At 60.9% G+C, this 23,520-nt stretch carries 18 protein-coding genes; 7 read left to right on the top strand and 11 right to left on the bottom strand.

Annotated elements, in window-relative coordinates:
• Positions 1 to 85: 85 nt before the first annotated feature.
• Together SynPROSU1_RS00700 and cysE are read left to right on the top strand one after the other, a co-directional pair.
• Positions 86 to 1,087: a GntR family transcriptional regulator gene (locus tag SynPROSU1_RS00700; protein ID WP_186572159.1), complete on the top strand. Its 1,002-nt coding sequence runs from the start codon at positions 86 to 88 to the stop codon at positions 1,085 to 1,087.
• Positions 1,088 to 1,097: 10 nt separating this feature from the next.
• Positions 1,098 to 1,847, top strand: coding sequence for a serine O-acetyltransferase (gene cysE, locus SynPROSU1_RS00695; RefSeq protein WP_186571111.1), 750 nt, complete (start codon positions 1,098 to 1,100; stop codon positions 1,845 to 1,847).
• On the opposite strand, the gene SynPROSU1_RS00690 is transcribed toward cysE, so the two are convergent.
• From SynPROSU1_RS00690 to SynPROSU1_RS00675, 4 genes are read right to left on the bottom strand one after another with little or no spacing between them, the layout of a single operon-like run.
• Positions 1,798 to 3,174 (bottom strand): glycosyltransferase family 9 protein, encoded by a 1,377-nt coding sequence (locus SynPROSU1_RS00690; protein WP_186571110.1) that lies wholly within the window; start codon positions 3,172 to 3,174, stop codon positions 1,798 to 1,800. The two genes, cysE and SynPROSU1_RS00690, sit on opposite strands and share 50 nt — an antisense overlap.
• Positions 3,150 to 4,550, bottom strand: a complete 1,401-nt coding sequence (locus tag SynPROSU1_RS00685) for a glycosyltransferase family 9 protein (RefSeq protein ID WP_186571109.1) — start codon at positions 4,548 to 4,550, stop codon at positions 3,150 to 3,152. The genes SynPROSU1_RS00690 and SynPROSU1_RS00685 overlap by 25 nt, the downstream gene beginning before the upstream one ends.
• Before the next feature lie 15 nt (positions 4,551 to 4,565).
• Positions 4,566 to 7,370, bottom strand: coding sequence for a preprotein translocase subunit SecA (gene secA, locus SynPROSU1_RS00680; RefSeq protein ID WP_186571108.1), 2,805 nt, complete (start codon positions 7,368 to 7,370; stop codon positions 4,566 to 4,568).
• 32 nt (positions 7,371 to 7,402) lie between these two features.
• On the bottom strand, positions 7,403 to 8,731 hold the full coding sequence (locus tag SynPROSU1_RS00675; RefSeq protein WP_186571107.1) for a glycosyltransferase: 1,329 nt from the start codon (positions 8,729 to 8,731) through the stop codon (positions 7,403 to 7,405).
• Between SynPROSU1_RS00675 and SynPROSU1_RS00670 the strand changes: the two genes are divergently transcribed.
• Together SynPROSU1_RS00670 and SynPROSU1_RS00665 are read left to right on the top strand one after the other, a co-directional pair.
• Positions 8,730 to 9,785, top strand: coding sequence for a GSCFA domain-containing protein (locus SynPROSU1_RS00670; protein WP_186571106.1), 1,056 nt, complete (start codon positions 8,730 to 8,732; stop codon positions 9,783 to 9,785). The two genes, SynPROSU1_RS00675 and SynPROSU1_RS00670, sit on opposite strands and share 2 nt — an antisense overlap.
• Complete coding sequence (locus tag SynPROSU1_RS00665; protein WP_186571105.1) at positions 9,782 to 10,465, top strand: hypothetical protein; 684 nt, start codon at positions 9,782 to 9,784, stop codon at positions 10,463 to 10,465. Before SynPROSU1_RS00670 ends, SynPROSU1_RS00665 begins: the two co-directional genes overlap by 4 nt.
• On the opposite strand, the gene SynPROSU1_RS00660 is transcribed toward SynPROSU1_RS00665, so the two are convergent.
• Positions 10,426 to 11,172 carry a 2OG-Fe(II) oxygenase gene (locus SynPROSU1_RS00660; RefSeq protein ID WP_186571104.1) on the bottom strand — a complete coding sequence of 249 codons (747 nt, stop codon included), beginning with the start codon at positions 11,170 to 11,172 and terminating at the stop codon, positions 10,426 to 10,428. The two genes, SynPROSU1_RS00665 and SynPROSU1_RS00660, sit on opposite strands and share 40 nt — an antisense overlap.
• Here SynPROSU1_RS00660 and SynPROSU1_RS00655 point away from each other — a divergent pair.
• Positions 11,171 to 12,049: a sulfotransferase gene (locus SynPROSU1_RS00655; protein WP_186571103.1), complete on the top strand. Its 879-nt coding sequence runs from the start codon at positions 11,171 to 11,173 to the stop codon at positions 12,047 to 12,049. The two genes, SynPROSU1_RS00660 and SynPROSU1_RS00655, sit on opposite strands and share 2 nt — an antisense overlap.
• Positions 12,046 to 12,918, top strand: coding sequence for a hypothetical protein (locus SynPROSU1_RS00650; protein WP_186571102.1), 873 nt, complete (start codon positions 12,046 to 12,048; stop codon positions 12,916 to 12,918). Before SynPROSU1_RS00655 ends, SynPROSU1_RS00650 begins: the two co-directional genes overlap by 4 nt.
• Here SynPROSU1_RS00650 and SynPROSU1_RS00645 read toward each other — a convergent pair.
• On the bottom strand, positions 12,909 to 14,576 hold the full coding sequence (locus SynPROSU1_RS00645) for a glycosyltransferase (protein WP_186571101.1): 1,668 nt from the start codon (positions 14,574 to 14,576) through the stop codon (positions 12,909 to 12,911). The two genes, SynPROSU1_RS00650 and SynPROSU1_RS00645, sit on opposite strands and share 10 nt — an antisense overlap.
• On the bottom strand, positions 14,573 to 15,730 hold the full coding sequence (locus tag SynPROSU1_RS00640) for a glycosyltransferase family 9 protein (RefSeq protein ID WP_255444720.1): 1,158 nt from the start codon (positions 15,728 to 15,730) through the stop codon (positions 14,573 to 14,575). Before SynPROSU1_RS00640 ends, SynPROSU1_RS00645 begins: the two co-directional genes overlap by 4 nt.
• A gap of 26 nt (positions 15,731 to 15,756) precedes the next feature.
• On the opposite strand from SynPROSU1_RS00640, the gene SynPROSU1_RS00635 reads away from it, so the two are divergent.
• Positions 15,757 to 16,902 (top strand): glycosyltransferase family 4 protein, encoded by a 1,146-nt coding sequence (locus SynPROSU1_RS00635; protein ID WP_186571100.1) that lies wholly within the window; start codon positions 15,757 to 15,759, stop codon positions 16,900 to 16,902.
• Here SynPROSU1_RS00635 and SynPROSU1_RS00630 read toward each other — a convergent pair whose 3' ends face one another.
• The 4 genes from SynPROSU1_RS00630 to SynPROSU1_RS00615 are packed head-to-tail and all read right to left on the bottom strand — an operon-like array spanning position 16,903 to position 23,501.
• On the bottom strand, positions 16,903 to 18,162 hold the full coding sequence (locus tag SynPROSU1_RS00630; RefSeq protein WP_255444719.1) for an HlyD family efflux transporter periplasmic adaptor subunit: 1,260 nt from the start codon (positions 18,160 to 18,162) through the stop codon (positions 16,903 to 16,905).
• A gap of 1 nt (position 18,163) precedes the next feature.
• Positions 18,164 to 21,160: an ABC transporter transmembrane domain-containing protein gene (locus SynPROSU1_RS00625; RefSeq protein WP_186571099.1), complete on the bottom strand. Its 2,997-nt coding sequence runs from the start codon at positions 21,158 to 21,160 to the stop codon at positions 18,164 to 18,166.
• The gene (locus tag SynPROSU1_RS00620; RefSeq protein ID WP_186571098.1) at positions 21,157 to 21,894 is read right to left on the bottom strand and encodes a peptidylprolyl isomerase; all 738 of its coding nucleotides are present in this window, start codon (positions 21,892 to 21,894) and stop codon (positions 21,157 to 21,159) included. Before SynPROSU1_RS00620 ends, SynPROSU1_RS00625 begins: the two co-directional genes overlap by 4 nt.
• The gene (locus SynPROSU1_RS00615) at positions 21,891 to 23,501 is read right to left on the bottom strand and encodes a tetratricopeptide repeat protein (protein WP_222929892.1); all 1,611 of its coding nucleotides are present in this window, start codon (positions 23,499 to 23,501) and stop codon (positions 21,891 to 21,893) included. The genes SynPROSU1_RS00620 and SynPROSU1_RS00615 overlap by 4 nt, the downstream gene beginning before the upstream one ends.
• Positions 23,502 to 23,520 lie beyond the last annotated feature (19 nt).

The raw sequence follows: 23,520 nt of genomic DNA, 5'->3' as shown, positions 1-23,520 counted from the left end.
TGTCACAGGTCCACAGGACACACCCCTAATTGTCACCAGGCAATTCGCTCCTTATGGTGGCCGCATCTTGAGCCGGCCCATCGGAGTGCGATTCCACATTCAGCAGGAAAGCGATATCCCGGCGTCGACCCAGCTGTACAACCAGATCTGCTTCGCCATCGCTGCCAGGCACTATCCCCCTGGCCACAGGCTTCCAAGCACGCGCCAACTGGCCATGCAGACCGGTCTGCACCGCAACACGATCAGCAAGGTGTACCGCCAGCTGGAGACCGATGGCGTAGTGGAAGCCATGGCCGGCTCCGGCATCTATGTGCGCGATCAGCAGAAGCCGCGTGAAATCAAAACCCCACCGCACATCCGCAACCGTGGTGTGACGGATCTGGATCGGGAAGTACGCAAGTGCGTGGATGGCCTGCTCAACGCCGGCTGCACGCTGCAGCAAACCCGAGAGCTGCTGACCCGCGAGATCGACTGGCGGCTGCGCTGCGGCGCCCGGGTGCTGGTGAGCACCCCCCGGGAAGACATTGGCGCCTCGATGCTGATCGCTGAAGAACTGGAACCCTGCCTTGACGTGCCCGTGGAGGTGGTGCCGATGGAAGAACTGGAGAGCGTTTTGGAAAGCTCGAGCAATGGCACGGTGGTGACCAGCCGCTACTTCCTCCAGCCGGTGGAAGACCTGGCCAAAAAGCACAGCGTCCGCGCCGTGGCCGTTGACCTCAATGATTTCCGCCAGGAGCTGGCCATGCTCAAGGAGCTGCGCCCCGGCAGCTGCGTGGGCCTGGTTAGCATCAGCCCAGGCATCTTGCGGGCCGCTGAGGTGATCCTGCACTCGATGCGGGGCAATGAACTGCTGCTGATGACCGCCACGCCCGATGTGGGCAGCCGCCTGCTGGCCCTGCTGAGAGCATCTAGCCACGTGCTCTGCGATCGACCAAGCCTGCCGCTGGTGGAGCAGAGCCTGCGCCAGAACCGCTCTCAATTGATGCGGATGCCGCAGGTGCACTGCGCTGAGAGCTACCTCAGCACCGATACGATCGATCTTCTCCGCAAGGAGATCGGCCTGCAGACCCCGTCGGCCGCCAGCTGACCACCGTTCGATGCTTGATCAGATCCGCGCCGACCTCGCGATCATCCGCGAGCGCGATCCAGCTGCCCGTGGCTGGCTGGAAATCCTTTTCTGCTATCCGGGCTTCCACGCCATCAGCCTGCACCGGTTCAGCCATCGCCTTTGGACCTGCCGGCTGCCTCTCAAGCTGGTGGCGCGCGGCCTGAGCCAACTGGCCCGTGGGCTCACCGGCATCGAGATCCACCCCGGAGCCCGGATCGGGCACAGCGTGTTCATCGACCACGGCATGGGCGTGGTGATCGGTGAAACCGCCGAAGTGGGCAACCGCTGCCTGCTCTATCAAGGCGTCACCCTGGGCGGGACGGGCAAAGATCACGGCAAGCGTCACCCGACCCTGGCGGAGAACGTGGTGGTGGGGGCCGGCGCGAAAGTGCTCGGGGCGATCACGATCGGCGCCAACACCCGCATCGGCGCCGGATCCGTGGTGGTGCGCGATGTGGATCACGACTGCACCGTGGTGGGGATCCCCGGACGCGTGATCCATCAGAGCGGCGTGCGGATCAATCCCCTGGCGCATTCGGCTCTGCCCGATGCGGAAGCCAACGTGATCCGCAACCTGATGGAACGCATCGACGAGCTAGAGAGCACCGTGACCAACCTGCAGCGCTGCCTGCGGGAAGTGTCCGAGGGGCGTCAGCTGCGGGATGTCTGTCGCGGCGAATCGCAGAGCCTCAAGGATCGGGAGATTCTGGAATTCCTCGGCGACGACGCCAATCGCTGAGCCAGACGGCCAAGGCCTGGTCCAGAGGACCCAGGGCACTGCTCCAATCGAAAGCAATGCTCTGGCGGAAACAACGGAGCAAGGGATACCAGGGTGACCGTTCACCCCCATCGCCCCAGTGCCAGGACGGATGCTTGCGCAACACCACCCAGGTGGGCAGGCCCAGGCAACCACCCAGATGCGCCACGGAGGTGTCGTTCGTTATCAACAGATCACAACGCATCAACGCCGAGGCTGTGGTGAAGAAGTCGGCTGGTGTGGCATCAAAACGAGCCTGCTGTGGCACAAGCCGTGGGGCCAAGCTGGTGCCCTGGATCTCTTGGGCCGCTTCACCCACCTGCACCGACAGAAGATCACAACGCTGCAGGGAGCGCACCTGTTCCAGGGCCTCGGCAGGGAAGGAGCGTTCACGAATGCCGCCGGAATAAATACTCTCAGCAGCCTTTCCACCCTGCCAGTTGAGCGCAACCAAAGGTGCGTCATTCCTGCTGGAACGCAATGCCAAGGTCCAGTCAGCGCACGATTCGGGAGCCAACTTCAAAACCGGTGGCGGCACCTGATCCGGAGAATCGATCCCCAGCAACACCGGAAGGCTGGTGAGATATTCACAGCAATCAAATGCCGCAGGTCGAAGCACGTCTGATGTCTGAACGACATCAAAAAGCTGGGTCTGCTCCATGAATCGTCCTAATCCTGGCGGACATGCCAGCTGAAGAAAGCCCACCTGCTGACGCAGCAAGGGCACGAATCGCAGCGAAAAGAGCAGTTCACCAAAGCCTTGATCTGCCAGCAACAGAAGCCTGGCCTTGCTGTTGTTCTGACCATCCAGCCATCTCGGAATCGAGGGAGCTAACGACCGGGACATGCCGACAGCCGAACGCGCCTCGGAATCAGCCCAGCCGCCGCGGTAATCCCCCACCAGCAATTTGGCAGCGCCACGCATGGCGATCAGCTGCGAGTTACCACTACGCCGCTCCAGATCAAATGAGACACCAAGGCGATCACAAGAATCCAGCCAATGTTGCGCCAAACCCAACTCGAAACACAGGCTGCCGTAGTGCAACAAGGCTTCCTCAAACCAACGGGAATCCCGCTGATCCTTCAGCAAAGGCAGCAACAGCTGCATGGCAGGCATGAGTTTGTTCTGACCATGGCGGGCCGCAGCCAGCAAGAGGCGAACACGGCTTAAATCGATCCCTGACGGCCTCTTCAGATGCAGACGGTCGAAGCAACACTCCGCCTCCTGCCAGTCCTGCGCATGCAAGCGAGCCAAACCAAAACGCAATCGCTCCCGCGGATTCATTAACGGCGCTGCGTTGCCGGCCATGCCGCGATCCAGGCCAGCAGCGCCTGATCCAGATCACTGATCACCCCAGCCCAGTCGAACGCCCGTTGTTGCCGGAAGCAGCGCACCGAGCTGTACCAGGGCGTCAGCCCTGCCTCACCCCACTGCCAGGACGGATGCCGCTTGAGCATCACCCAGGTGGGACGACCAAGGGCACCGCCCAGATGAGCCACCGAGGTGTCGTTGGTGATCACGAGATCGCAGTGCGACAGCACGGCGGCCGTATCGATCAGATCCGGGGCTGACGCCTCGAAGCGACGTTGGGCTGGATGACAACAGTGGGCGAGGGATGACTGCAGCACACTGGGCTCGGCACCGACCTGCACGCTGATCAGATCCACCTGCTGCAGAGCCGTTATGGATTCGATCTGATCGAGGCTGAGAGATCGCCCGCGCACTGTGAGCCCAGGCGACTCCGCCGTACGGTTGCCCGCCCAGTTAATGGCCACGAGAGGACGGGCCCTGGCTGTGGCTGATGCCAGGCCGCTCCAAACCGAGATAGCCTTCGAAGAAACCTTGACATACCCTGCTTGGGGGAACTGATCAGGCCGATCAACCCCCAAGAGTGCCGGCAGAGATGCAATGCGAAGCTGCCAGGGGAAATGCCCAGGCAAGTGAGATGAATCCGTGACGATCTGATCGAACAACTCACATTCCAAAGCAAGTTGCATCAGCCCAGGTGGCACCAGCAGCACCAAGGTGAGCGCTTGGTACCAGCGCCGCAGTTCCGGCACAAAGCGCAGAAAGAAGAGGAAATCGCCGATGCCCATATCGGAGCTGATCAGCACCGTCTGGCCTGGCTCCAGCAGCTGGCCCTGCCAGAGAGGACAGCTGAAGCCGTCCTGACGGTGAAACCAGGGCTCCCGCTGTTCCAGGAGCTGCCATCCAGGCCTCCACTGACCCAGGCTCAGATGAGCCAGGGCTGCGATGTAGGGGCACATCGGCAGGGGCTGATCATCGTCATCCAGCCGTTCGAGAACGTCGAGCCAGTGCTGGTGCAGCCCCAACTCCAGGCAAGCCAAGCCATAGGCATTCACAGCATGTTCAAAACCGGCTCCCGGTTTCCGGCGGCAGGCCACCAACGCCTGCAGATAGTGGTGTAGCGCTTCAGCCACACGATCCTGACCATGTAGCGCCTTGCCCAACCGCAAGTGCACCTGGTCCGGACATCCCGGCGAAGCCAACAAACGACGCAACAACACCTCGGCGCCTGCGTCATCGCCGCAGTCCTGCAACAGGTAATTGGCACGCACCCAAAGAGTGAGCGGCTGCTCAGGCCAAGTTTCGGTGAGGGACCAGGCTTGAGCCCAGTGCCCTTGAACGATCAGGTCGTTGACCCGTTGTTCTGTTGGATCCACGGAATCAACTGCGGATCAGGTCTGAGGAGCCTGCGGCTGGAACATGAACATCGAATAGATCACATTGCGGCGCATGTTGGTCATCATCTCGAGGAACATGTCGTAGCCCTCGTTTTTGTATTCGATCAGCGGATCTTTCTGCCCATAACCGCGCAGGCCAACGGACTCCCGCAGGGCATCCATCGACTGCAGATGTTCCCGCCAGAGCGTGTCGATCTGCTGAAGGATGAAGAAGCGCTCCGCTTCCCGCATCAGCCCAGGTCGCTGCTGCTCAATCTGGCCCTCTTTGAGGTCGTAGGCATTGCGCAATTGCTCCTGCAGGAACGCCTTCAGTTCGTCCATGCCCAAACCCTGCACCTGTTCAGGGGTGAGGTCCTCGAGCAGATAGATGAACTCCTTCACCTTGCCTACCAGCTGAGCGAGATCCCATTCCTCCGGCGGAAGATCCGGATTCACATAGGCCTCAACGATCTCACTCATGGTGCGCTCGCCGTAACCGATCACCTGCTTCTTCAGGGCCCGGCCATCCAGCACACGACGGCGCTCGGAATAGACAGCGCGGCGCTGATTGTTCATCACCTCGTCGTACTCGAACACCTGCTTGCGAATGTCGTAGTAATACGTCTCCACCTTCTTCTGGGCTCCCTCCAGGGAGCGAGTGAGCATTCCTGATTCGATTGGCATGTCTTCCTCCACCCGGAAGGCATTCATCAGGCCGGCAACGCGATCGCCACCGAAAATGCGCAACAGGTTGTCGCCGAGGGAGAGGAAGAAGCGGGTGGAACCCGGATCGCCCTGACGACCGGCACGACCGCGCAGCTGGTTGTCCACCCTGCGGGATTCATGGCGTTCCGTGCCGATCACATGCAGCCCCCCGGCCTCACGCACCCGGGCCTCTTCCTGCTTCACCACCGCGTCGTACTCACCCCTCACGCGAGCGATGGCATCCCGAAGCGCCTGAATCTGGGTGTCATCGGTGGGGGCTTTTTCGGCAGCAGTGGCGATGCGTTCCTCCAGCTCAATCACGGTGAGGGCACGATCGCCCCATTGCTTCACCAGATCCCGGGCCAATTGCCCCAAAGCCTGATCGGTGTCATCGGTGAGCAGACAGGGATAGAGACTGTCTGGGTTCTTAGCTGGTGCCGCTACAGGGTTCTCAGAGAAGCCTGCGGCTGCAGTGCGTTGCAGCGGAACAGGAGGCTTGTGACCCTCCTCCGGCTTCACCAGCCGCGACAACAGCACTTCCCGCAGCTTGAGGCGCGCCATGTAATCGCTGTTGCCGCCGAGAATGATGTCGGTGCCGCGGCCCGCCATGTTGGTGGCGATGGTGACGGCGCCGGCGCGGCCGGCCTGGGCCACGATCTCCGACTCCCGCTCCACGTTCTCCGGCTTGGCGTTGAGCAGGTTGTGGGGGATGTCCTGTTCCGCCAAAAGCGAGCTGAGCAATTCGCTCTTCTCAACCGACGTGGTGCCCACGAGCACCGGCCGTCCCTTCTTGTGAATGTCGGCGGTTTCGTTGGCCACGGCACGCCACTTGGCGACTTCGGTTTTGTACACCTGGTCGGCCCAGTCCTGACGGGCCCTCACGCGGTTGGTGGGGACAATCGTGGTTTCAAGCTTGTACGTCTTCTCGAATTCCACTTCTTCGGTCTTCGCAGTACCGGTCATGCCAGCCAAGCGCGGGTAAAGCAGGAAGAAGTTCTGGTAGGTGATCGACGCCAGGGTCTGGGTTTCGGGCTGAATCGGCAAGCTCTCCTTGGCTTCAATCGCCTGGTGCTGTCCATCACTCCAGCGGCGCCCAGGCATCACCCGGCCGGTGAACTCATCCACAATCACCGCCTCGCCATCACGAACGATGTAGTTCACATCCTTGACGAAGAGATCCTTCGCCTTCAGGGCATTGGTGATGTAGTGGGCCCAGGGATCCTGAGGATCAAACAGATCCTGCACACCAAGCATTTGCTCGGCCTTGCTGAAACCTTCATCGGTGAGGGTGCAGCTTCTCTGCTTTTCATCCACCTCGTAGTCCCCTTCAGGATCAATGCCGTCTTTGCCTACTTCGGCCGCCCGCTCCAGGGCCTCGGCCACCTGAGCCGCCTGCTGATACTTCTCCTGGGGCCGCTCCACCTGGCCGGAAATGATCAAAGGAGTACGGGCTTCATCGATCAAGATCGAATCGACCTCATCGATCACGCAATACTGAAACTGGCGCTGGACGACTTCACTGATGTCTGCGGCCATGTTGTCCCGCAGATAGTCGAAGCCCAGCTCGGAGTTGGTGGCATAGGTGATGTCACAGCCGTAGTTTCGACGCCGCTCCTCCGGACGCATGTCCTGCTGGATCAGACCGACGGAGAGGCCAAGGAAACGGTGCACCTGCCCCATCCACTCGGCATCGCGGCGGGCCAGGTAATCGTTCACCGTCACCACGTGCACGCCGCGGCCGGTGAGGGCATTGAGGTAGCTGGGCAGGGTGGCCACCAAGGTTTTGCCCTCCCCGGTTTTCATCTCAGCGATCTGGCCTTCGTGCAGAACCATCCCACCGATCAGCTGCACATCGAAGTGACGCATGCCCAGGACCCGTTTGCCCGCTTCCCGCACCACAGCAAAAGCTTCAGGAAGGATTTCGTCCAGGATCGGGCGCTGGTTCTCCAGGCTGCCAGCGTTGGCGAGGCGCTCTTGGAAGAATGCCGTCTTGCCACGCAAGTCATCGTCGGAGAGGGGAGCAATCTCCTCTTCCAGGAGATTGACGTCAGAGACGATCGGCTGGTAGCGCTTCAGCTTGCGGGCATTGGGATCACCCAGCAGGAGCTTGAGCATGGTTACGGCAACTACCAGAATCGCGAGCCAGCCTACCGAGACTGGCGAGTAGCCAGCCGCCTGGCCTCAGCCAGGAGCGTTAAGCCAAGCAGATCGGAATTGAGCCCAGCCAGCCGCGCCTGACGACGGCGGGCCAGGTGTGGTGCCAGCCAAGACCGCGAAGCGGGATCCAAGAACAACTCCAACCAGCGACGCAGCAGCGTCGGGTCTTCTGGATCCAGACAGGGCACGGCACCTGATGCCGCTTCGCGCAACCCATCCACGTCCATGGTGAGCACTCGACCACCACTGGCCAGAGCCTCGAGCACCGGCAGCCCGAAGCCTTCGCGCCTGCTGGGAACAACCACCGCCAGAGCGTGGCGATACAGCAGCTGTAACTCCAGATCATTCAGAGAATGCACGTGGATCCGAGCCGCCAGCCGGGGGAAGCACTCCCGATAACGCTGCGCATGCTTCAACGCGGCTACGCCACTGAGGAGCAACTGCACCGACTGAAGCGAATCAGCCGATAACGCCTCCAGCACCAACTCGGGATTTTTGTAACTGCCGATTGAACTGGAGGCTGGAAGCAGCACGAACGGTTCCGGCAGCTGCAAGCGGCTCTGCAGAGCTGGCCATAGATCCCGACGGGTTGGCTCCGCGCTGAAACAGTGCACAGTGCAGGGATGACACCAAGGAATGGAAGCCACATCGCTGGCCAGAGCCTGGGAGAGATCCCGGGCCGTGGCAGCCGACACCGCCAGGTGGGAAGCAGCACCGAGCAACCAGCGATTGCGAAGCTGACGCAGGGCAGGGTCGAGCCCTGAATAGCGCTCCGGGATGCAGTCGTGCACCAGGGCCAATTCCGGAATCGAGGCCCGCTCCCCCCCGGTGCTGGTGATCCAGCTGGAGACGAACACATCCGCCTCGGCTTGTCCCACCAAGGCGCGGTTGGTCTCGGAACACTGGGCCAACCGCGACCAGTCGAGGGGATCAAAGACATCCCCCGCCAGCTGCGGGAACGGATCGATGGCGGCCAAGTGGGAGTCGCGATCAACCACCAGCACCGGCGCCGCCTGACCGACCAAACCCGGCAACGCCCAGCAACGCAGGATCTGCTCCCACACCCGGGAGATCCCACCATGGGGATGCACGAACCACACTCCATCCACCAGCAGGCGTGGACCCGGTGCACCGTCGAGGCGGTACCGAAGTTCCTGCAGCAGCACCGACTGCCGCATCTGTCGTGAATCGACTTGATCCAACGCGGCCGCCGCCGCATGCACACCCGTGCTGCGCCAAACGGTGAGAATGCGACAGGTCAACGCAACAGCCGATGGCGGCTCACCGGGAACCAAGGAGAACACTGCGTGGGATGCCATGACCCGTCATCCATACCAGAACCTGGCTGGGTCGGCCTTCTGGAAAACCGGTGTAGCCCAGACCCCGGCATCGCCAGACAGCTGGATCGAGCTGGTGCAGACCAAACAACGGATCCATCCCGGGGCACGCATCGCCACCGCTGGTTCCTGCTTTGCCCAGCACGTCGCCGCCCACCTACGGCGCAACACAACCAACCTGCTGGACTGCGAGCCGCCACCTCCCGGCCTGGCCGCCAATCAGCACCATCGCTTCGGCTATTCGCTGTACAGCGCCCGTTACGGAAACGTCTACACGGTGCGCCAGCTGCGTCAGCTGGTGGAGGAAGCGACCGACTTGCACCAACCCGAGGGACACCTCTGGCGACGCGGGAACCACTGGATCGATGGGCTGCGGCCCAGCGTGGAACCCATTGGTCTTGGAACCGCGCAAGAGGTAGTCACCCACCGCCGTTTCCATCTCCAGTGCGTGGCCGCGATGCTCGAGCAGCTGGATTGGCTGGTGGTGACCCTGGGGCTGACGGAGTGCTGGCGACACCGACCCTCCGGAACGGTGTTCCCGATGGCCCCCGGCACCCAGGCAGGCTGCTTTGATCCCGATCTCCACGAGCTGTGGATCAGCAGCCACCGGGAGGCCCAGGAGGATCTGCTCAGCCTGCGCAGCACGATCGAAAGCCTGCGGGGGGGACGACCGTTCGAGCTGCTGCTGACGGTGTCACCGGTGCCGCTCACCGCCACCGCCAGTGGCCAACACGTGCTCAGCGCCACGCTTCAAGCCAAGGCCACGTTGCTCAGCGTGGCCCAGGAACTGGCCCGTGACCAGGAACGAATTCACTATTTCCCCTCCTACGAAATCATTCACCACCCCAACCGCCGCGATTCGGCCTTCACCGCCAATCTGCGCAGCATCCGTGCGGAAGCAGTCGCTGACGTGATGGAGGTGTTTCAACGGAGCTACGGGCCTGAGCCCACAGCAGCCATGGCCGTTGATCCGAACAATCCCGGCAGCGATGATCTGATCTGCGATGAGGCACTGCTGGAGGCCTTCGCGCCATGAAACGGCTGCTCTGGTGCGGGGGATCCCACCTGGCCCATGCACAGGATCACATCCTCCAGCGCTGGCCTGATGCCGACAACAGCTTTTATGTAACGGCAGGGCCGGAGAACAACCGCTGGTCCGCTCGAGGCGGCCGCTACCCGGTGCGCGGAACCTGCATCGGGCCCAATGCCTACCACCCGGTTCGCAGCATCGATCTCAGCCACTACGACGCCATCGTATTCATTGGCCAGTGGATCCAGCCGCACAAGGTGTTCCGGGCCCATCAGCCGCTGTCAGCGGAACTGCTCGACTGCATCGTGAGCGATGGCGGGATCCTGCTGCAGCCGCCCGATGGCGCCTTCAACGAACCGCTGCAGCTGTTTCCAGCTCTGGCCCCGAGTCGTTGCTGGCTGCTGTGCGATCCCTACCCCCATGCCGACAGCCACTGGGAGGCCCATCACTGCCACGGCCACTACCGCGACATCCCCACGACCTACATCGCGGCCTACATCGAGGGTCTGAAACAGTTCTGCGCGGAGCGGGACATCCAGCTGCTGCTGCAACCGGACAGCAGCCACCGCAACCGCGTGACACTGGCGCACTACTCCCGCGGCGATCGGATCCACATGAACGATGCCTTCTGGAGCCTGACCCTGGATCAGCTGCGCGAGGGCAACGCCTTCTTCACCACGGACTGAAAGTCGGTGCAGGCGTCATAGTGCTGGCCGGGCTCGGGATCACAGGTGTAGTAGTACAGGGCGATCGAGCGGCGGGTGCGGTCGCGGGGCATCCATTCATGGGTGTGGCCATGAAACGAGCTCTTGTCGGTCTTGAACACCACCAGACGGTTGAACAGCGGCGGCAGTTGCCTGACGCAGGAGCCGTCCGGCGGAGGACCATTCCAGAGTTCCAGCTCGCCGCCATCACCGGGCTGCCAGTCGGCCGTGAGATAGAGGAGCACGTTCAAGCGCCGGTAGATGCCCAGCCGGCGGTAGTCGTTGAAATCGGTGTGGATGTCCAGAATCCCACCGCTGACGATCTGATGCAGACCACCTCCCTGGAAATAGGGATCCGGCAGCAACGCCTCAAGGCCGGTGAGCTGCTGCAGAAACTGAAGGAACACACTGGAGTTGAACTCCAGCAGTGAGGAATAAAGGGTGTCGGACAGGCAGCCAAAGTTGTCGCTGTTGCGAGTGCCCTGCTTGCCGTACTGATGACCAGTGCGCTGGCGCCAATCGGCCCAGATCGGATCGTCGGGCGCCGGAAAATCCCTGGCCAGGGCCTCGGCATGGTCTTGGGGCAGGAAGCCATCCAGAACGGCATGGGCGAAGGGGGCTGCCCCGCTGAAATCAGCGGCGGCGGAAGTCGCCTGCTGCTGCAGCCGGTGCGGATCGAGGCGATGCATGCCCGGGAGCGTAGGCGCTGTAGAGCTGCCATACACTCCAGCCAATGCGGCATCGGAGGCCGTGAAGACCCGCCGGCTGTCGTTCCTGATCTGCGGAGCCCAGAAGAGCGGCACCAGCGCTCTGCACGATTACCTGCGGCGGCACCCCCAGATCGACCTGCCGCTGGTGAAGGAGCTGCACCTGTTCGACAACGAAGCCGCGGATTGGAGTGATGCCGGCATCGATCGGATCGATGCGGCCATCGCCCGTCACTTTCCGTCCACGCAGTCGGGCCGCTGTTGCGGCGAAGCCACACCGGTGAGCCTGTGGTGGGTGCCGGCGATGGAACGGATCTGGCGCTACAACCCGGCGATGCGGCTGATCGCGATCCTGCGCAATCCGATCAGTCGGGCCTATGCCAACTGGCGGATGGAGCAGCTGAAGGGCAGGGACAGGGGCCCCCTGCCGTTGTCCCTGGCCGAGGAGGAACAACGCTGCCGCGAGTCCCTGCCGCTTCAGCACCGGGTGCGTTCATACCTCAGCCGCGGCCTGTACAGCGAACAGATCCGGCGGGTGTGGCGCTACTTTCCGCGCGAGCAGCTGCTGCTGCTGCGCCAGGAGGAGCTGATGGAGCAGCCCGCCACAACCCTGGCGCGGATCCATGCCCACCTCGGTGTGGAGCCACTGCCGTTTGAAGGGGCCCAATCGGTGATCTCCTGGCGGTCGGTTCCGGAGCAGACCCCGAATCGACCCCTGCCCCAGCCCGAGACGATCCCAAACAAAGCCCCCACAGCTGTGCGCGACGCCCTGCAACGGCTGTACGCACCGGAAATCGCCAACCTGGAGGCCATGCTTGGCTGGGACCTCCGGCACTGGCAAACCCCCACCGACCCATGAGAGTGCTGCTGGGGATTCCCCATGTGTTCGCCCCCAAGGCTGGCTCGCTCTACTCGTCGCAGACGGAAGAGAAGCGGGCGCTGAAAACGGCAGCCCTGCGCACCGCCACGGAAGGCAACTGGAACCGGCTCAGCCGCCGCTACTGGATCCACGCCTCCCTGGGCCTGCAGAAACCGGTGGTGACGCGTGAGCTGCAGAGCGCGATGGGCATCGACCTCACCATTCAGGTGTTCACCGATCCGGCGACGACCCTGGCGGACCAGCTCAGCCCCTGCGACGGCGTGCAGCTGATCGGGGCAGCGCTGGAGGACCGCACCAAGATGCCGATGCTGGCCTCACGGCGGGTGATCGAGCAGGCCGCCGATTACGACGTGGTCGGTTACATGGAGGACGACCTGCTGATCGAAGACCCGGAGTTCTTCCACAAGATCCGCTGGCTGGTGGGCTGTAGTGGCGGCGCGTTCGCCTTTCTGCCTCACCGCTGCGAGCAGATCCCCGGCCGCGGGGATGTGATCCTCTCGGGGGACCCCGATGGCGGTCGGCCGGATCTGTTCTGGGACACCGGCGAAACCGTGGCCATGGCCTGGCCCCTGGGTGAGCGGCGCTTCTACCGCGCCACCAATCCCCATTCCGGCTGCTATTTCCTCACCCGCGAGCAGGCTCAGAAGGTGAGGAACTTCTGGGAGCCGCGGCACTGGAGCTCGGACTTCCAGCTCTCCGGCCCCCTGGAACAAGCGGGCAGCGGCATCCTGCTGCCGGTGCTGAAGGTGATGAAGCCGGTGCCGGAGCATTACCGCTTCCTAATGGTGCGCCATCAGGACCAGCTCTGGACCCGCCACCGTTTCGAAGCAGAGACCCCTCAGGCCTGAATAGCCCGCTCCAGCAGTTGTTGATGGAGCCGGCGAGCCGAAGCCGGGAGGATGCCCTGCTCGCGGGCAGCAAGACCTTGATGGCGGAGTTCGCTGGCGAAAAAGCGCAGCTCCTCAGGGCCGAGCTGACGGGGCAGGTCAAGCGTCTTGATCAAGCCCGCCAGCTGCTGCTTGATCCCCTCCGCTTCGGGCTCAAACACCAGCAGGGGGCAGTCGAACTGCTCGATCCAGTGGAGCAGGCGGCGGTTGTAGCGCTCCCACAACGCCATCCCATCGGCGAGGGGCAGGCCGTCCCGGGCCTGCAACGACGCAGCCACCTCCAGGGGATGACGCACGATCGCAACGGCCTCTAGCTGCGGCAGCGCTTCGCGCCAACCCTCCAGGCAGAACAGGCTGCGGGGGTCCTTGAAACCCCAGAGGGGTTGATTGGCGAAGCGTTCGATCAGGGCATCCCGCAGCAGCCGGTGCACCGGCCGCCAGACCACTGCCTCCGGGGGGCTTTTCCAGTCGCCACCGGCAGAGGCCAGCAGATCGTCGTGGAGGGTGCGGATCGGCAACGCCTCTCGATTGCCCTTGCGGTTGTGGGGTGCTGCCGTCACCACATCCCCCAGCACAAGACCCGCTTCCTGGAGCGTGCCGGTGAGCATGCTGGTTCCGCTGCGGTGCATACCGAGCACCGCCAACACCCGCTGCGGGGGGGCCGCAAAGCGCTCCGGATGGGGACTGTCGGCATAGGCCAATCCGGGTTGGGCCTGCTCGAGCGGGCGCAGTTCCGCCAAAGCCCGCCGCAGCCAGGGGCGGAACAGAGGGCGGATCTGCCCCAGAAAATCCGGCCGTGGCCAGGGGCGCGGATACGGATCGAACGGCCTCCCCCGCAGGGCGGCGTATTCCGCCGTCATCGCCTGCCAGCGGTTGGCCGCTCCGGTAGTAGCACCACCATGAATCTGGTGAAAACTGGCTTCCCCGAGCAGGGTGACCAGCTGCACCCCCGGCAGCGCCTGGGCTCGCTGGTAGAAGTCGAGGTTCACCAAACCACCACCCGGACTGGTGAATCCCTCCTCCAGACCACCCAGCTCATCGAACATCTGGCGGCGCATCACCAGCGCATTGCTTTCCGCCAGCGGCGCCAGGATCCCGTACTTGGACGACCCGGCCAAACAGGCGATCCGGAACAGGCTGTAGCCATTCCGCTGCCAGGGCACCGACGCCAGCAGCTGATCTTCCGCGGCCGCGTCGTAACCCTCCCGCACGGCCTGCTGCTGAGGCCGAGCGCCCAGGTGACAACCCAGGGTGCTGATCAGCGGCCGGCGGTAGGCCTGCAGGGCCAGCAGGCTGTAGCGCAGGAACCCCGGCGACAGCATGCGGGCGCCATCAATCAGCAGCGCCACCGCCTCCCCACGGCTCTGGCGCACTGCGGCATTGATCGCCGCTGCGGGGGAGGGATTGCCGGGCTCGCTCCAGCGGTACTGAAAGCTGGGATCGATCGCTGCAACCGCCTCCGCACCAAGGGGATCGGTGGAGCCGTTCTCCACCACGATCAGCTCGTAGGCATCCCGGGGAACGTCCTGATACGCGGCGGCGAGCGTCTGCAAGGTGCGCGGAGCCTCCCGGCGCATGTTGTAGACCGCCACCACAACGGAAAGCCTGGGCCGGGTCATCCGGCCAGGCTGCGATCCAGCCAATCAATCACCTGCGCAGGACGCACGCCGGCCATGCAGGGATGCCCATCCACCAGGCAGTCGTCATTGCGGAAGCGGTTCTCAGCACAGGCGTCGCAATGACGCTCCGACACCGTGCGCGTGACATTGGCGCAGCGGGGCAACCACAGACGCACCGGACTGGCGCCGACGCCATCGGCATCGTTGCCGACCACCGCCAGGGTGGGCACGCCGACGGCAGCTGCGATGTGCAGTGGGCCAGCATCCACACTCACCACCGCTTTGGCCTGGGCGCAGGCCCCGGCCAGCTGAATCAGGCTGGTGCGGCCGCGCAGATCGATCAGAGCCGTCTGCTCCAGCAGGGCGTCCTCACCGTCACCGGCGTTGTAAGCCTCCTTCTGAGCTGCCGGCGGACTCCCCACCAGGCCCACACTGACGCCGTGGGCACTGAGGTGATCAATCACCTGACGCCAGGCGGAGAAGGGCCAGACCTTGGCACCGCGAGCCGTGGTGCAGTGAACCAGCACATCGGGCACCGCAAACGGCGGTGGCTCACACGGCAGCTCGATCGCCGTCACATCCACGTGATCAGCCACATAGGCGAGCTGCGCGAACAACTCAGCGATGTAGTTGCTGGCGAAGACGCCCTCATAACGGGCCAGGAATGTCGGGCTGTCCCAGTCCGGATCCGCCAGAAAGCGTTGCTGGGGCTGATCACCCCAGGGGAGCGAGCGGCGCAGGTTGGCACTGAGGCTGCCCCCGGCCACATAGCGAGGCTGCAGCCAAGGAACGAGGGTGCAGGTCACCGGATTGAACCCATCCAGATTCACCGCAAGAGCGATGGGACCGTGGTGTTGCCTGTGCTGGGCCAGCTGCTGCTGCAACTGCAGACCGGCATCGGCTGCCGAGGCATCCCAGCTATGACGCCAGTCGATGCTCTCGAGCGCGGTTTCAAAAGCAGCGGTGACCTCACTGCCGAGGAACCCGATCACGGCATCGGGGAAGCGAGCACGCAATCCCTGGAGCACGGGCGTGCTCACCACGAAGTTGCCCACCTTGCAAGAGCCGAGCACCACCATATGGGGGCGGTCTCCCAGCGGCTCTCCGCAATAACGCTGCAGCACCGGCATTAAGTTCACTGGGCGACGGGTCATTTTGACCCGTGATCCGGCGGAGTTCCATGAAGATCCTGTTCGTCAACCACGGTGGCGCCGACTCCATGGGCGGAGGCGATGGCGTGCAGATCCGCGAAACGGCCCAACGCCTGGCGAACCGGGGCCATCAGGTGGTGGCCGTGAACAGCGACCAGCCGGATCCAAGGGAGTTCGATCTGGTGCACATCTTCAACTGCCGGGCACCGCAGTCCTTCGAGCAGCAGATCGCCGCCTGCCGGGCCGCTGGCGTGCCCACAGTGGTGTCGCCGATCTGGGTGTCGATCCCCCAGGCGATCTGGGGCAGCCGCGGCAGCATGGCCGTGGTGAACCGACTGGTGCAGGAGCCCGGGGCTCAAGCGGATCAAGGGCTGCGCCAGCTGATCGGACGGGAGCTGACGGTGCATCTGGATGACGGCAGCATCGAGGCCGATGGTCGCGGCAGCCGCGACATGAGCTGGATGAAGCGGGTCGGCGCCCTGCTGCAGGGGGTGGATGGTTTGCTGCCCAACAGCTTTCTGGAACTGAAGGCGGTGCAGCAAGACCTGCACTGGTGCGGCGACTGCTTCGAGATCGCGCATTACGGCGTCGATCCACGGCTGTTCCTGGATGCGGACCCCGAGCCGTTCCGGCAGAAGTTCGGCATTCAGGGTCCGTTTGTGGTGCAGGCCGGCAGGATCGAACCGGCGAAGAACCAACTGATGCTCTGCTGGGCCCTGCGCAACACCAACCTGCCGCTCGTGCTGATCGGCAAGACCCGCAGCTGGCAGGGCTTTGCCGATCGCTGCCGCGAGATCCTCGGCAACCGGCTGACGATCATCGACCACCTGCCGCAGGAGCTGCTTGCGTCGGCCTATGCCGCCTCATCGGTGCACGTGCTCACCAGCTGGATGGAGACCTGCGGCCTCGTGACCCTGGAAGCGGCCCTGGCCGGAGCACCGGTGGTGGGCAGCACCTTCGGCCACGAGCTTGAATATCTGCGCAACGACTGCTGGTGGGCGGATCCAGCCAACCCGGATTCGATCCGTGATGCCGTGGTGGGGGCCTGGCAGGCGGGCCGGACCGATCAACGTCCAGTACGGCTGAAGAGGCGAATTCTGGAGGAATTCAACTGGGAACGCACCGCGGATGCCACCGAAAGGCTCTACGAGCGGGTGCTGGCGAAGCAACGCTGATCAGCGGAAGCGCTTCACACCCTCCAACTGCTTGGTGAACATGTCGGTGACGATGCTGATCACCGGGCGGGAACGCAGTTTAATGTTGGCACTCACGGCCATGCCGCTCTGCAGGTTGAGCTTGTTGTCACCAGCCAGAACCTCCTGCTGATCGAGGCTGATGCTCGCCGGGAAGCTGTAGGCCTGGGTCTCCTGGGTGGGGGGTAGGGCATCCAGGCCGAGGCTTTTCACTTCACCGGTGATATAGCCGAATTCTCCAGAAGGGAAGGAGTCAACAGAGACGCTGGCGGGCATGCCCAACTTGACGAAACCGATGTCTCTATCCTGGATGTTGACACTGGCCTCAAGCCGGTTGCGGGGAACGATCTTGAGGGCGATTTCGGATGTGTTGACCACATCCGATCGTTTGATGGCGGTGTCGAACACCTGGCCGGCGCTCGGCGCCTTGACCGTCCGGTAGGAGATCGATTCCTTAAGCCCCTCCAGTTCAGCGCGGAGGCCAAGCAGCTGACGGTTGGTCTGGTTGAGCTGGCTGGCCACCTGACCCATCACCTTGGAGCGTTCCTCCTCCAGATTTGCGACGTTCGATTTGATCTCCTGCAGGCGGTTGAGCTGCTCGAGGTAGGCATTGCGAGACATGCCACCAGAATCAAACAACGGCTTCATATCGGCGGCAATAGCTGTCTTTAGTTCCAAGGTCTGGCGTGCGCTGGCCAGCTTGTTGGCCAGCTGCACCAGCTGCGAGCGCATCTGAAGGGCCTGCTGGTTGGCGGTGAGCAGCTTGGAGGCCTGGTCGGGATCGGCCACCACCGGAACCGTGGGCAGGGGAGGCAAGCGATCGGGATCTCCACCACTGGAGAGGATGCCCTGCATGCCCTCGGCCTGGAGGTCGAGCAGCTGAACGGTGCTGAGCAAGGCCTGGCGACGGCTGGACAAGCCCTTGGCCTCCACTGTGAACAGCGGATCACCGCGAGCAATCAACTGACCTTCGGTGACATGAACCTGGCTGATCACGCCAGCACTGGGGGATTCAACGTCGCGCACACGACCGGCGGGAACGATGCGACCACGCACCGTGATGGTCTGATCTAGCTTCGCAGTGAAGGCCCAGAGCAACGTGGAGCCGAACAATAAGGCGAAGGTCCAGATCAGGGCACTGGACCAGTGCCGGCCCTGCTCGACCATGGCGGCACTGCCGTCCCACACCTGCAGTTTCTTCTTGGACTTGGATTCTTCTGTAATCGGAGCGGAAGGGGGCATCTCAGTCAATGTCGGACTCCTGCTGCGAGTACAGCGCCGCATAGCGACCCTGAAGGTCCAGCAGTTCAGCATGGGACCCCTGCTCCACCAGCGAGCCCTGATCCATCATCAAAATGCGATCGGCGCTGCGAATGGTGCTGAGACGGTGGGTAATGAAGAACACCGTGGTTCCCTCAAAGGTACGCTTGAGGTTGATGCACACCTGTCTCTCGGTGATGTAATCGAGGGCGCTGGTGGCTTCGTCCAAGATCAGCAAGGTGGGGCGCTGGAGCACTGCCCTGGCAATCGCAAGACGCTGACGCTGACCGCCAGAGAGGGAACTGCCCCGTTCGCCCACGCGGGTCGCATACCCATTGGAAAGTTCCATAATGAAATCATGGGCACAGGCCACACGTGCCGCGTTCATGATCTCCTCGCTGGTGGCCTCAGGCCGGGTGAGGGCGATGTTGTCGCGAATGCTGCCATCAAAGAGAAGGCTGTCCTGCGGGACGATGCCGATCTGCTGACGCACCGACCCCAGCTGAAGTTTGTTGATGTCGTAGCCGTCGATCAGGATCCGGCCTTTTTCCGGGGCATAAAGCCTTGGCAGCAGCTTCATGATCGTGCTCTTGCCGCTGCCGCTCCGGCCGACGATCCCAATGAACGCTCCCGCTTCCACCTGAAAACTCACGTTTTTCACCACGAGTGGCGCCGATTCTTTGAAGCGAAAATCAACGCCCTGGAAGGTGACCTCACCGGCCACCGGCGGCAACGGCAGGAGATCGGCCTCGAGTTCAGATCCCTCGGCCTTGGCATCAACCACATCGCTCAGACGCTCGATCGAAAGCGCGACGCCCTGGAAGGTCTGCCAGCTGGTGGCCAGGTTGAGCAGGGGGCCCACCACATACCCTGAGATGATACGGAAGGCGATTAGCTGGCCAATGGTGAGATCACCTTTAATTACAAGGTAGGCCCCCACCCAGAGGGTGAGCAGACCGGTGAGCTGACTGAGGAAGCTTCCCACCGTGCCGGTGGAGACACCGATCAGGAGGGTGCGGAAGGTCTCACTCATGAAAGAGGAGTAGCGCTTTTGCCAGCGCCAGCGCACGGTGTTCTCAGCGTTCTGGGCCTTGATGGTCTGCACACCGTTCAGGGATTCGATCAGGAAGGCCTGGGTGGCGGCGTTCTTCTCGGCAGCCTTGCGCAACTGGGCCCTAATCGCCGGCGACGCCAACAGGGTGAGGCCCAGGAACAGGGGGATCACACCAAGAGTGACTGCTGTGAGCACACCGGAATAGCTGACCATCACGGCGATGTAGATCACCGAAAAAACCGAATCGAGGGCGAGCGTCAACAGGCTGCCGGTGAGGAAGCCGCGGATGTTGCCCAGTTCTCCCAGACGGGTCTGCAATTCGCCGACGGGACGCTTGTCGAAATAATTCAGCGGCAGCCGCAGCAGATGCTGAATGACTTCTGCACCGAGGGAAATGTCAATGCGGTTGGTGGTATCGGCAAACAGATAAGTGCGTAATGCATTCAAGACGCCCTGAAAGAGGCTCACCCCCAGCAAAATCAGGCCCAGGGTGTAGAGGGTATCGAGGTTCTGCTGACCGATCACTTTGTCGAAAATCTGCTGCATCACCAGAGGCTGGGCAAGGTTGAGCAGCTGCAGAACCAGGGATGCCACCAGCACCTCGATCAGGCTGCGGCGGTACTTTCGGATCTGAGGGATGAACCAGGAGAGACCAAGCTTGCGCTGTTGCGAGTCGCGACCGGGATTAAGGATCAGAACGCTGGCGCCCTCCTGGCCCTGGGTGAGATCCTCGATCTGCAAGTTAACGCGGCCGTACTCCGGCAACACCGCTTTCACATGGCCACCACTGACGTCGTGAAGCATGGCCGGCTGCCCTTCCACGATGGCAAAACAGGGGAAAGGTAGGCGGGAGAACTGGGTGGCAGGCAGGTCAGCCAGGCTTCCGGTGAAGCCCAGAATGGTGGCCAAGTTGCCCAACTGCTGAAGGGTCACCCCCTGAGAGCCAAGAGCACCCTTGGCCGCCCGTTCGATCACATCCCTGCGAAAAGGAATGTTGTAATAACGAGCCAGCATCTCCAGACTTGCCATGGCGTGTCCCAAGGGCTGGGTGCCCGTGCAGACCGGAATTTCTTTGCCGCGGTACCGAATCGACGCCTCAGCCGGGGCGTCTTCCAGCTTCACCACTTTCTCTCCCTGGGGCTCAGGAACAAGTAGATCCGAGTAGCGGTCGTTATCCCAAAGATCGCTGGCTTCAGGTTGTTGATGGTTTTCCGGAGCCTGAAGCGGCGGATTCAGCACCCGCTCCCAGAGATCGGGTTCCACTCGTAGCAAGCGCAGGGACTCCCCGGGAGGAATCTCCCGCAACACTTCTGGATCAACCGGGGTGCCGATGGGGACAACCTTGCTGGAGGGCTGACCATTCCACAACCAGACCGCCCCATCGTCCGGTAATTCCCGTAATTGCCGAGCAGCTATCACCTTCAACCCCGGCAGAAGCTGATGGAGAACATCGCGTTCTGGCGGATCTGCCATTGGGCGCTGGCGGAGAGCAGGGGCGAGGACGGCCATCAGTTCCGCCGGCGACGATGCTCGATCGAGCCAGGAACGGAAGGATTCCGAGCGATTCTCCAGCTCCTGGAAATCCTCGGCCTTGATGCCGATCAACTTGAGGGACTGAGCCGCTGTGATCCACTCGCATGGCCGACGAGATGCAAGCCCAGCCCAACCAACCAGATCACCGGGGTTGGAATATGCCAAGGTGACGGGGCGACGAAGGCCGGGGTCATCGTGCAGCACACGACCACGACCCTCGACTACCGCATAGCAATACTCCGGAAGACGATCGCGAGCGAGTAGCTCCTGACCCACTCCGCAGTGAAAGGGCTTGGCACGATGCGCCAACCAGTCGAGTTCCTCAGCGCTTAATCCTTGGAATGCATCAAAACGGCTCAACCAAGAGGTCAGGGTTGCAACGGTACTGGTCATGAGGGTGGATGATACTCGAGCTGATCAAGGGACTCACCCTCCATAAATCGGCCAACTCGGTCGTCAAGAAAGTCTTGAAGCAAATCGTCCATCAGCCGGTCTCGAGATGACTGATCAAAAATATTAGGAATGATTCTCTCAAGTTTTATTAGTATCAACCAATCACCAAGGCGCACTGGACCTTGTATTCGACCAGGCTCAAGTTGGCGGATGTAATCCCTAAGAGCTACAGGCTGGATATGCCGGATCTCTATGGGACCAATAACTCCAAGATGTGAAGATTCGGGTCCTTCTCCAAATTTAGTAGCCGCTTCAGTGAAACTAATTTCATTTTCCTCAGCACGAATCCAAATCTCACGCGCAAGCTCAGGTGTAGTAAATCGAATCATTGAATATACAACTTGATCACGTTTCCAGCCATGCAGCAGAAATTCCTCCTCAACCCCAGCTCCAAAACGATATTTTGCAAAACGCTTCAAAGCCTCGGGCAGCCAAAGATTAAGACTCAAATCAGAAAAAGTCCAGGAATTAGAAGCAAGAACATCTTCAAGTAGTTGACCCTGAAGAAAATTAGTGAGCCTGTTTTCCAACCACGCCTCATCTACCTGAACTAGGTCAGCAATTTCCTCTTCTAACCACCTGCGAATAAATAATCTACGCATATCCATGCGTTTTAGCAAGTCTAGTTGAACTTTTTCAGGAAGGAAAACAGGAGGTTGGGTCAAATCGCTCACACCAAAACCTCCTTTGAAAGAGAATTTATGTCGAACATGAATAATTCATCAAGGGCTTGATTAACCAGGTCAACCAAACCCTGCCAATCTCTGTGATCTGGCTGACGAAATAGTCGCATCGAAGAATACCAAGGGGAATCATCGCGGTCACGAAGCCAACGAAAATCTGCATTATGCGGCAGTAAAACCCAAGTGTTGCGACCTAGAGCGGCAGAAATATGGGCAACAGCAGTATCAACACTAATCACAAGATCAAGCTGACTAAGCACATGAGCGGTATCTGAGAAGTCAGATATCGACTCCGACCAGTCGATAATTCGATTAGAGAGACGCCAAGGATCTAGCTGGCAGGAGTCACTACCGAACTGCAGACAGTGCAAATCTATTAAGTCAAGATCGAGAAGCTGGAGAAAACGTGGCATCAGCAACTCGAGGGGACAACTTTTATTTCGATACATAGCCTTATTGGTGGGATTGGAAGCCCAAACCAAGCCAATGGAAAGTCCACCTGGTGGTGGAGAAATTAGAAGGGCAGGTGGAGTTTTGGAAGACGCCTTGAAATATGGGGTAACAGAAGGAATAGTTAAAATATCCGTACGAAAAAGGCGGGGTAGGCTCAACAAAGGTATTTGCTGACGATCATCGGTAGGGTTAGTACTCATCGGTTGATCGACGATAAGGTGGTCGGGTATTTCAAACCATTCAGAGAACAAACGCATGAGAGAGGAACGCGTCATAAACACAAAAGGAATTGACGCAGTCTGGAGCATCAATAAGTAACGACAGAACTGAACAGCATCACCTATGCCTTGTTCTGTCCAAACAACCAACGGGCGATTCGGGTCATGAGTACAGTCCGCGAGAGACTGGGGCTGTGAACCGACTGTAGGTCTTTCGTAATCAGAAAAGTTCTTTGTAGAAAACCGCGCCTCGTAAAAATCCCATCCGCGAGTGAAATCCCCTGTAAGAAGATAAGCTAGGGAAAGATTCCAAAGAGAATTAGCCGAACTAGATTCAAGCTCAACTCCTTTTTGAAGATAAGACAAAGCAAGCTCAGGCTCAAGCGTACTTACCAACGCATTACCCATGTTTACATGACTCGCGCCATGAGATTGGTCTAAAGATATTGCTTTGGCAAAAGAATCCTTGGCATCGGTGAAACGATCTAGACCAAAATAGGCAAGGCCTAAATTACACCAAGCATCTGCAGACAATGGATCCTCCTTGACACTCTGCGAAAGAGAAATGAGCGCCTCCTCAAATCTCTGCTGTCCATTCAAGCAAATTCCTAAATTGTGCAATGCAAGAGCAGCCTTGGGATTAAATCTCAGACTAATTCGGAATGCTCGCTCAGCCTGTAATTCTTTATCATTGTCTGACAATAAATTAGCTAAATTATAATACGTATCTGCCCTTTGCGGATCTAAGAGAACTGCGCTGCAGAAAGTACTCAAGGCTTGTTCAAGCAAACCAGGCAACTGCCTCAACACCATCCCACGTAAGACGAGATAGTCGGCATTATTTTGGTTCGTTATAAGAATTTGATCGAGAAAATGAAGAGCTTTTTCATACCTTTGAGATCTCCAATGCGCCAAACCTAACGCCATAAAAGTACAGTCCTGCACT

This window comes from Synechococcus sp. PROS-U-1 (genome assembly GCF_014279755.1).
GTDB lineage: Bacteria > Cyanobacteriota > Cyanobacteriia > PCC-6307 > Cyanobiaceae > Parasynechococcus.
The sequence above is the reverse complement of the archived record's forward strand: the minus strand, read 5'-3'. Positions and strand labels throughout refer to the sequence as shown.

Coding starts and splice junctions, on each gene's coding strand:
- cysE (WP_186571111.1), top strand. CDS start 1,098: ATGCTTGATCAGATCCGCGCCGACCTCGCGATCATCCGCGAGCGCGAT.
- SynPROSU1_RS00690 (WP_186571110.1), bottom strand. CDS start 3,174: ATGGCCGGCAACGCAGCGCCGTTAATGAATCCGCGGGAGCGATTGCGT.
- secA (WP_186571108.1), bottom strand. CDS start 7,370: ATGCTCAAGCTCCTGCTGGGTGATCCCAATGCCCGCAAGCTGAAGCGC.
- SynPROSU1_RS00670 (WP_186571106.1), top strand. CDS start 8,730: ATGACCCGTCATCCATACCAGAACCTGGCTGGGTCGGCCTTCTGGAAA.
- SynPROSU1_RS00675 (WP_186571107.1), bottom strand. CDS start 8,731: ATGGCATCCCACGCAGTGTTCTCCTTGGTTCCCGGTGAGCCGCCATCG.
- SynPROSU1_RS00665 (WP_186571105.1), top strand. CDS start 9,782: ATGAAACGGCTGCTCTGGTGCGGGGGATCCCACCTGGCCCATGCACAG.
- SynPROSU1_RS00655 (WP_186571103.1), top strand. CDS start 11,171: ATGCCCGGGAGCGTAGGCGCTGTAGAGCTGCCATACACTCCAGCCAAT.
- SynPROSU1_RS00660 (WP_186571104.1), bottom strand. CDS start 11,172: ATGCATCGCCTCGATCCGCACCGGCTGCAGCAGCAGGCGACTTCCGCC.
- SynPROSU1_RS00650 (WP_186571102.1), top strand. CDS start 12,046: ATGAGAGTGCTGCTGGGGATTCCCCATGTGTTCGCCCCCAAGGCTGGC.
- SynPROSU1_RS00645 (WP_186571101.1), bottom strand. CDS start 14,576: ATGACCCGGCCCAGGCTTTCCGTTGTGGTGGCGGTCTACAACATGCGC.
- SynPROSU1_RS00640 (WP_255444720.1), bottom strand. CDS start 15,730: ATGACCCGTCGCCCAGTGAACTTAATGCCGGTGCTGCAGCGTTATTGC.
- SynPROSU1_RS00635 (WP_186571100.1), top strand. CDS start 15,757: ATGAAGATCCTGTTCGTCAACCACGGTGGCGCCGACTCCATGGGCGGA.
- SynPROSU1_RS00630 (WP_255444719.1), bottom strand. CDS start 18,162: ATGCCCCCTTCCGCTCCGATTACAGAAGAATCCAAGTCCAAGAAGAAA.
- SynPROSU1_RS00625 (WP_186571099.1), bottom strand. CDS start 21,160: ATGACCAGTACCGTTGCAACCCTGACCTCTTGGTTGAGCCGTTTTGAT.
- SynPROSU1_RS00615 (WP_222929892.1), bottom strand. CDS start 23,501: ATGGCGTTAGGTTTGGCGCATTGGAGATCTCAAAGGTATGAAAAAGCT.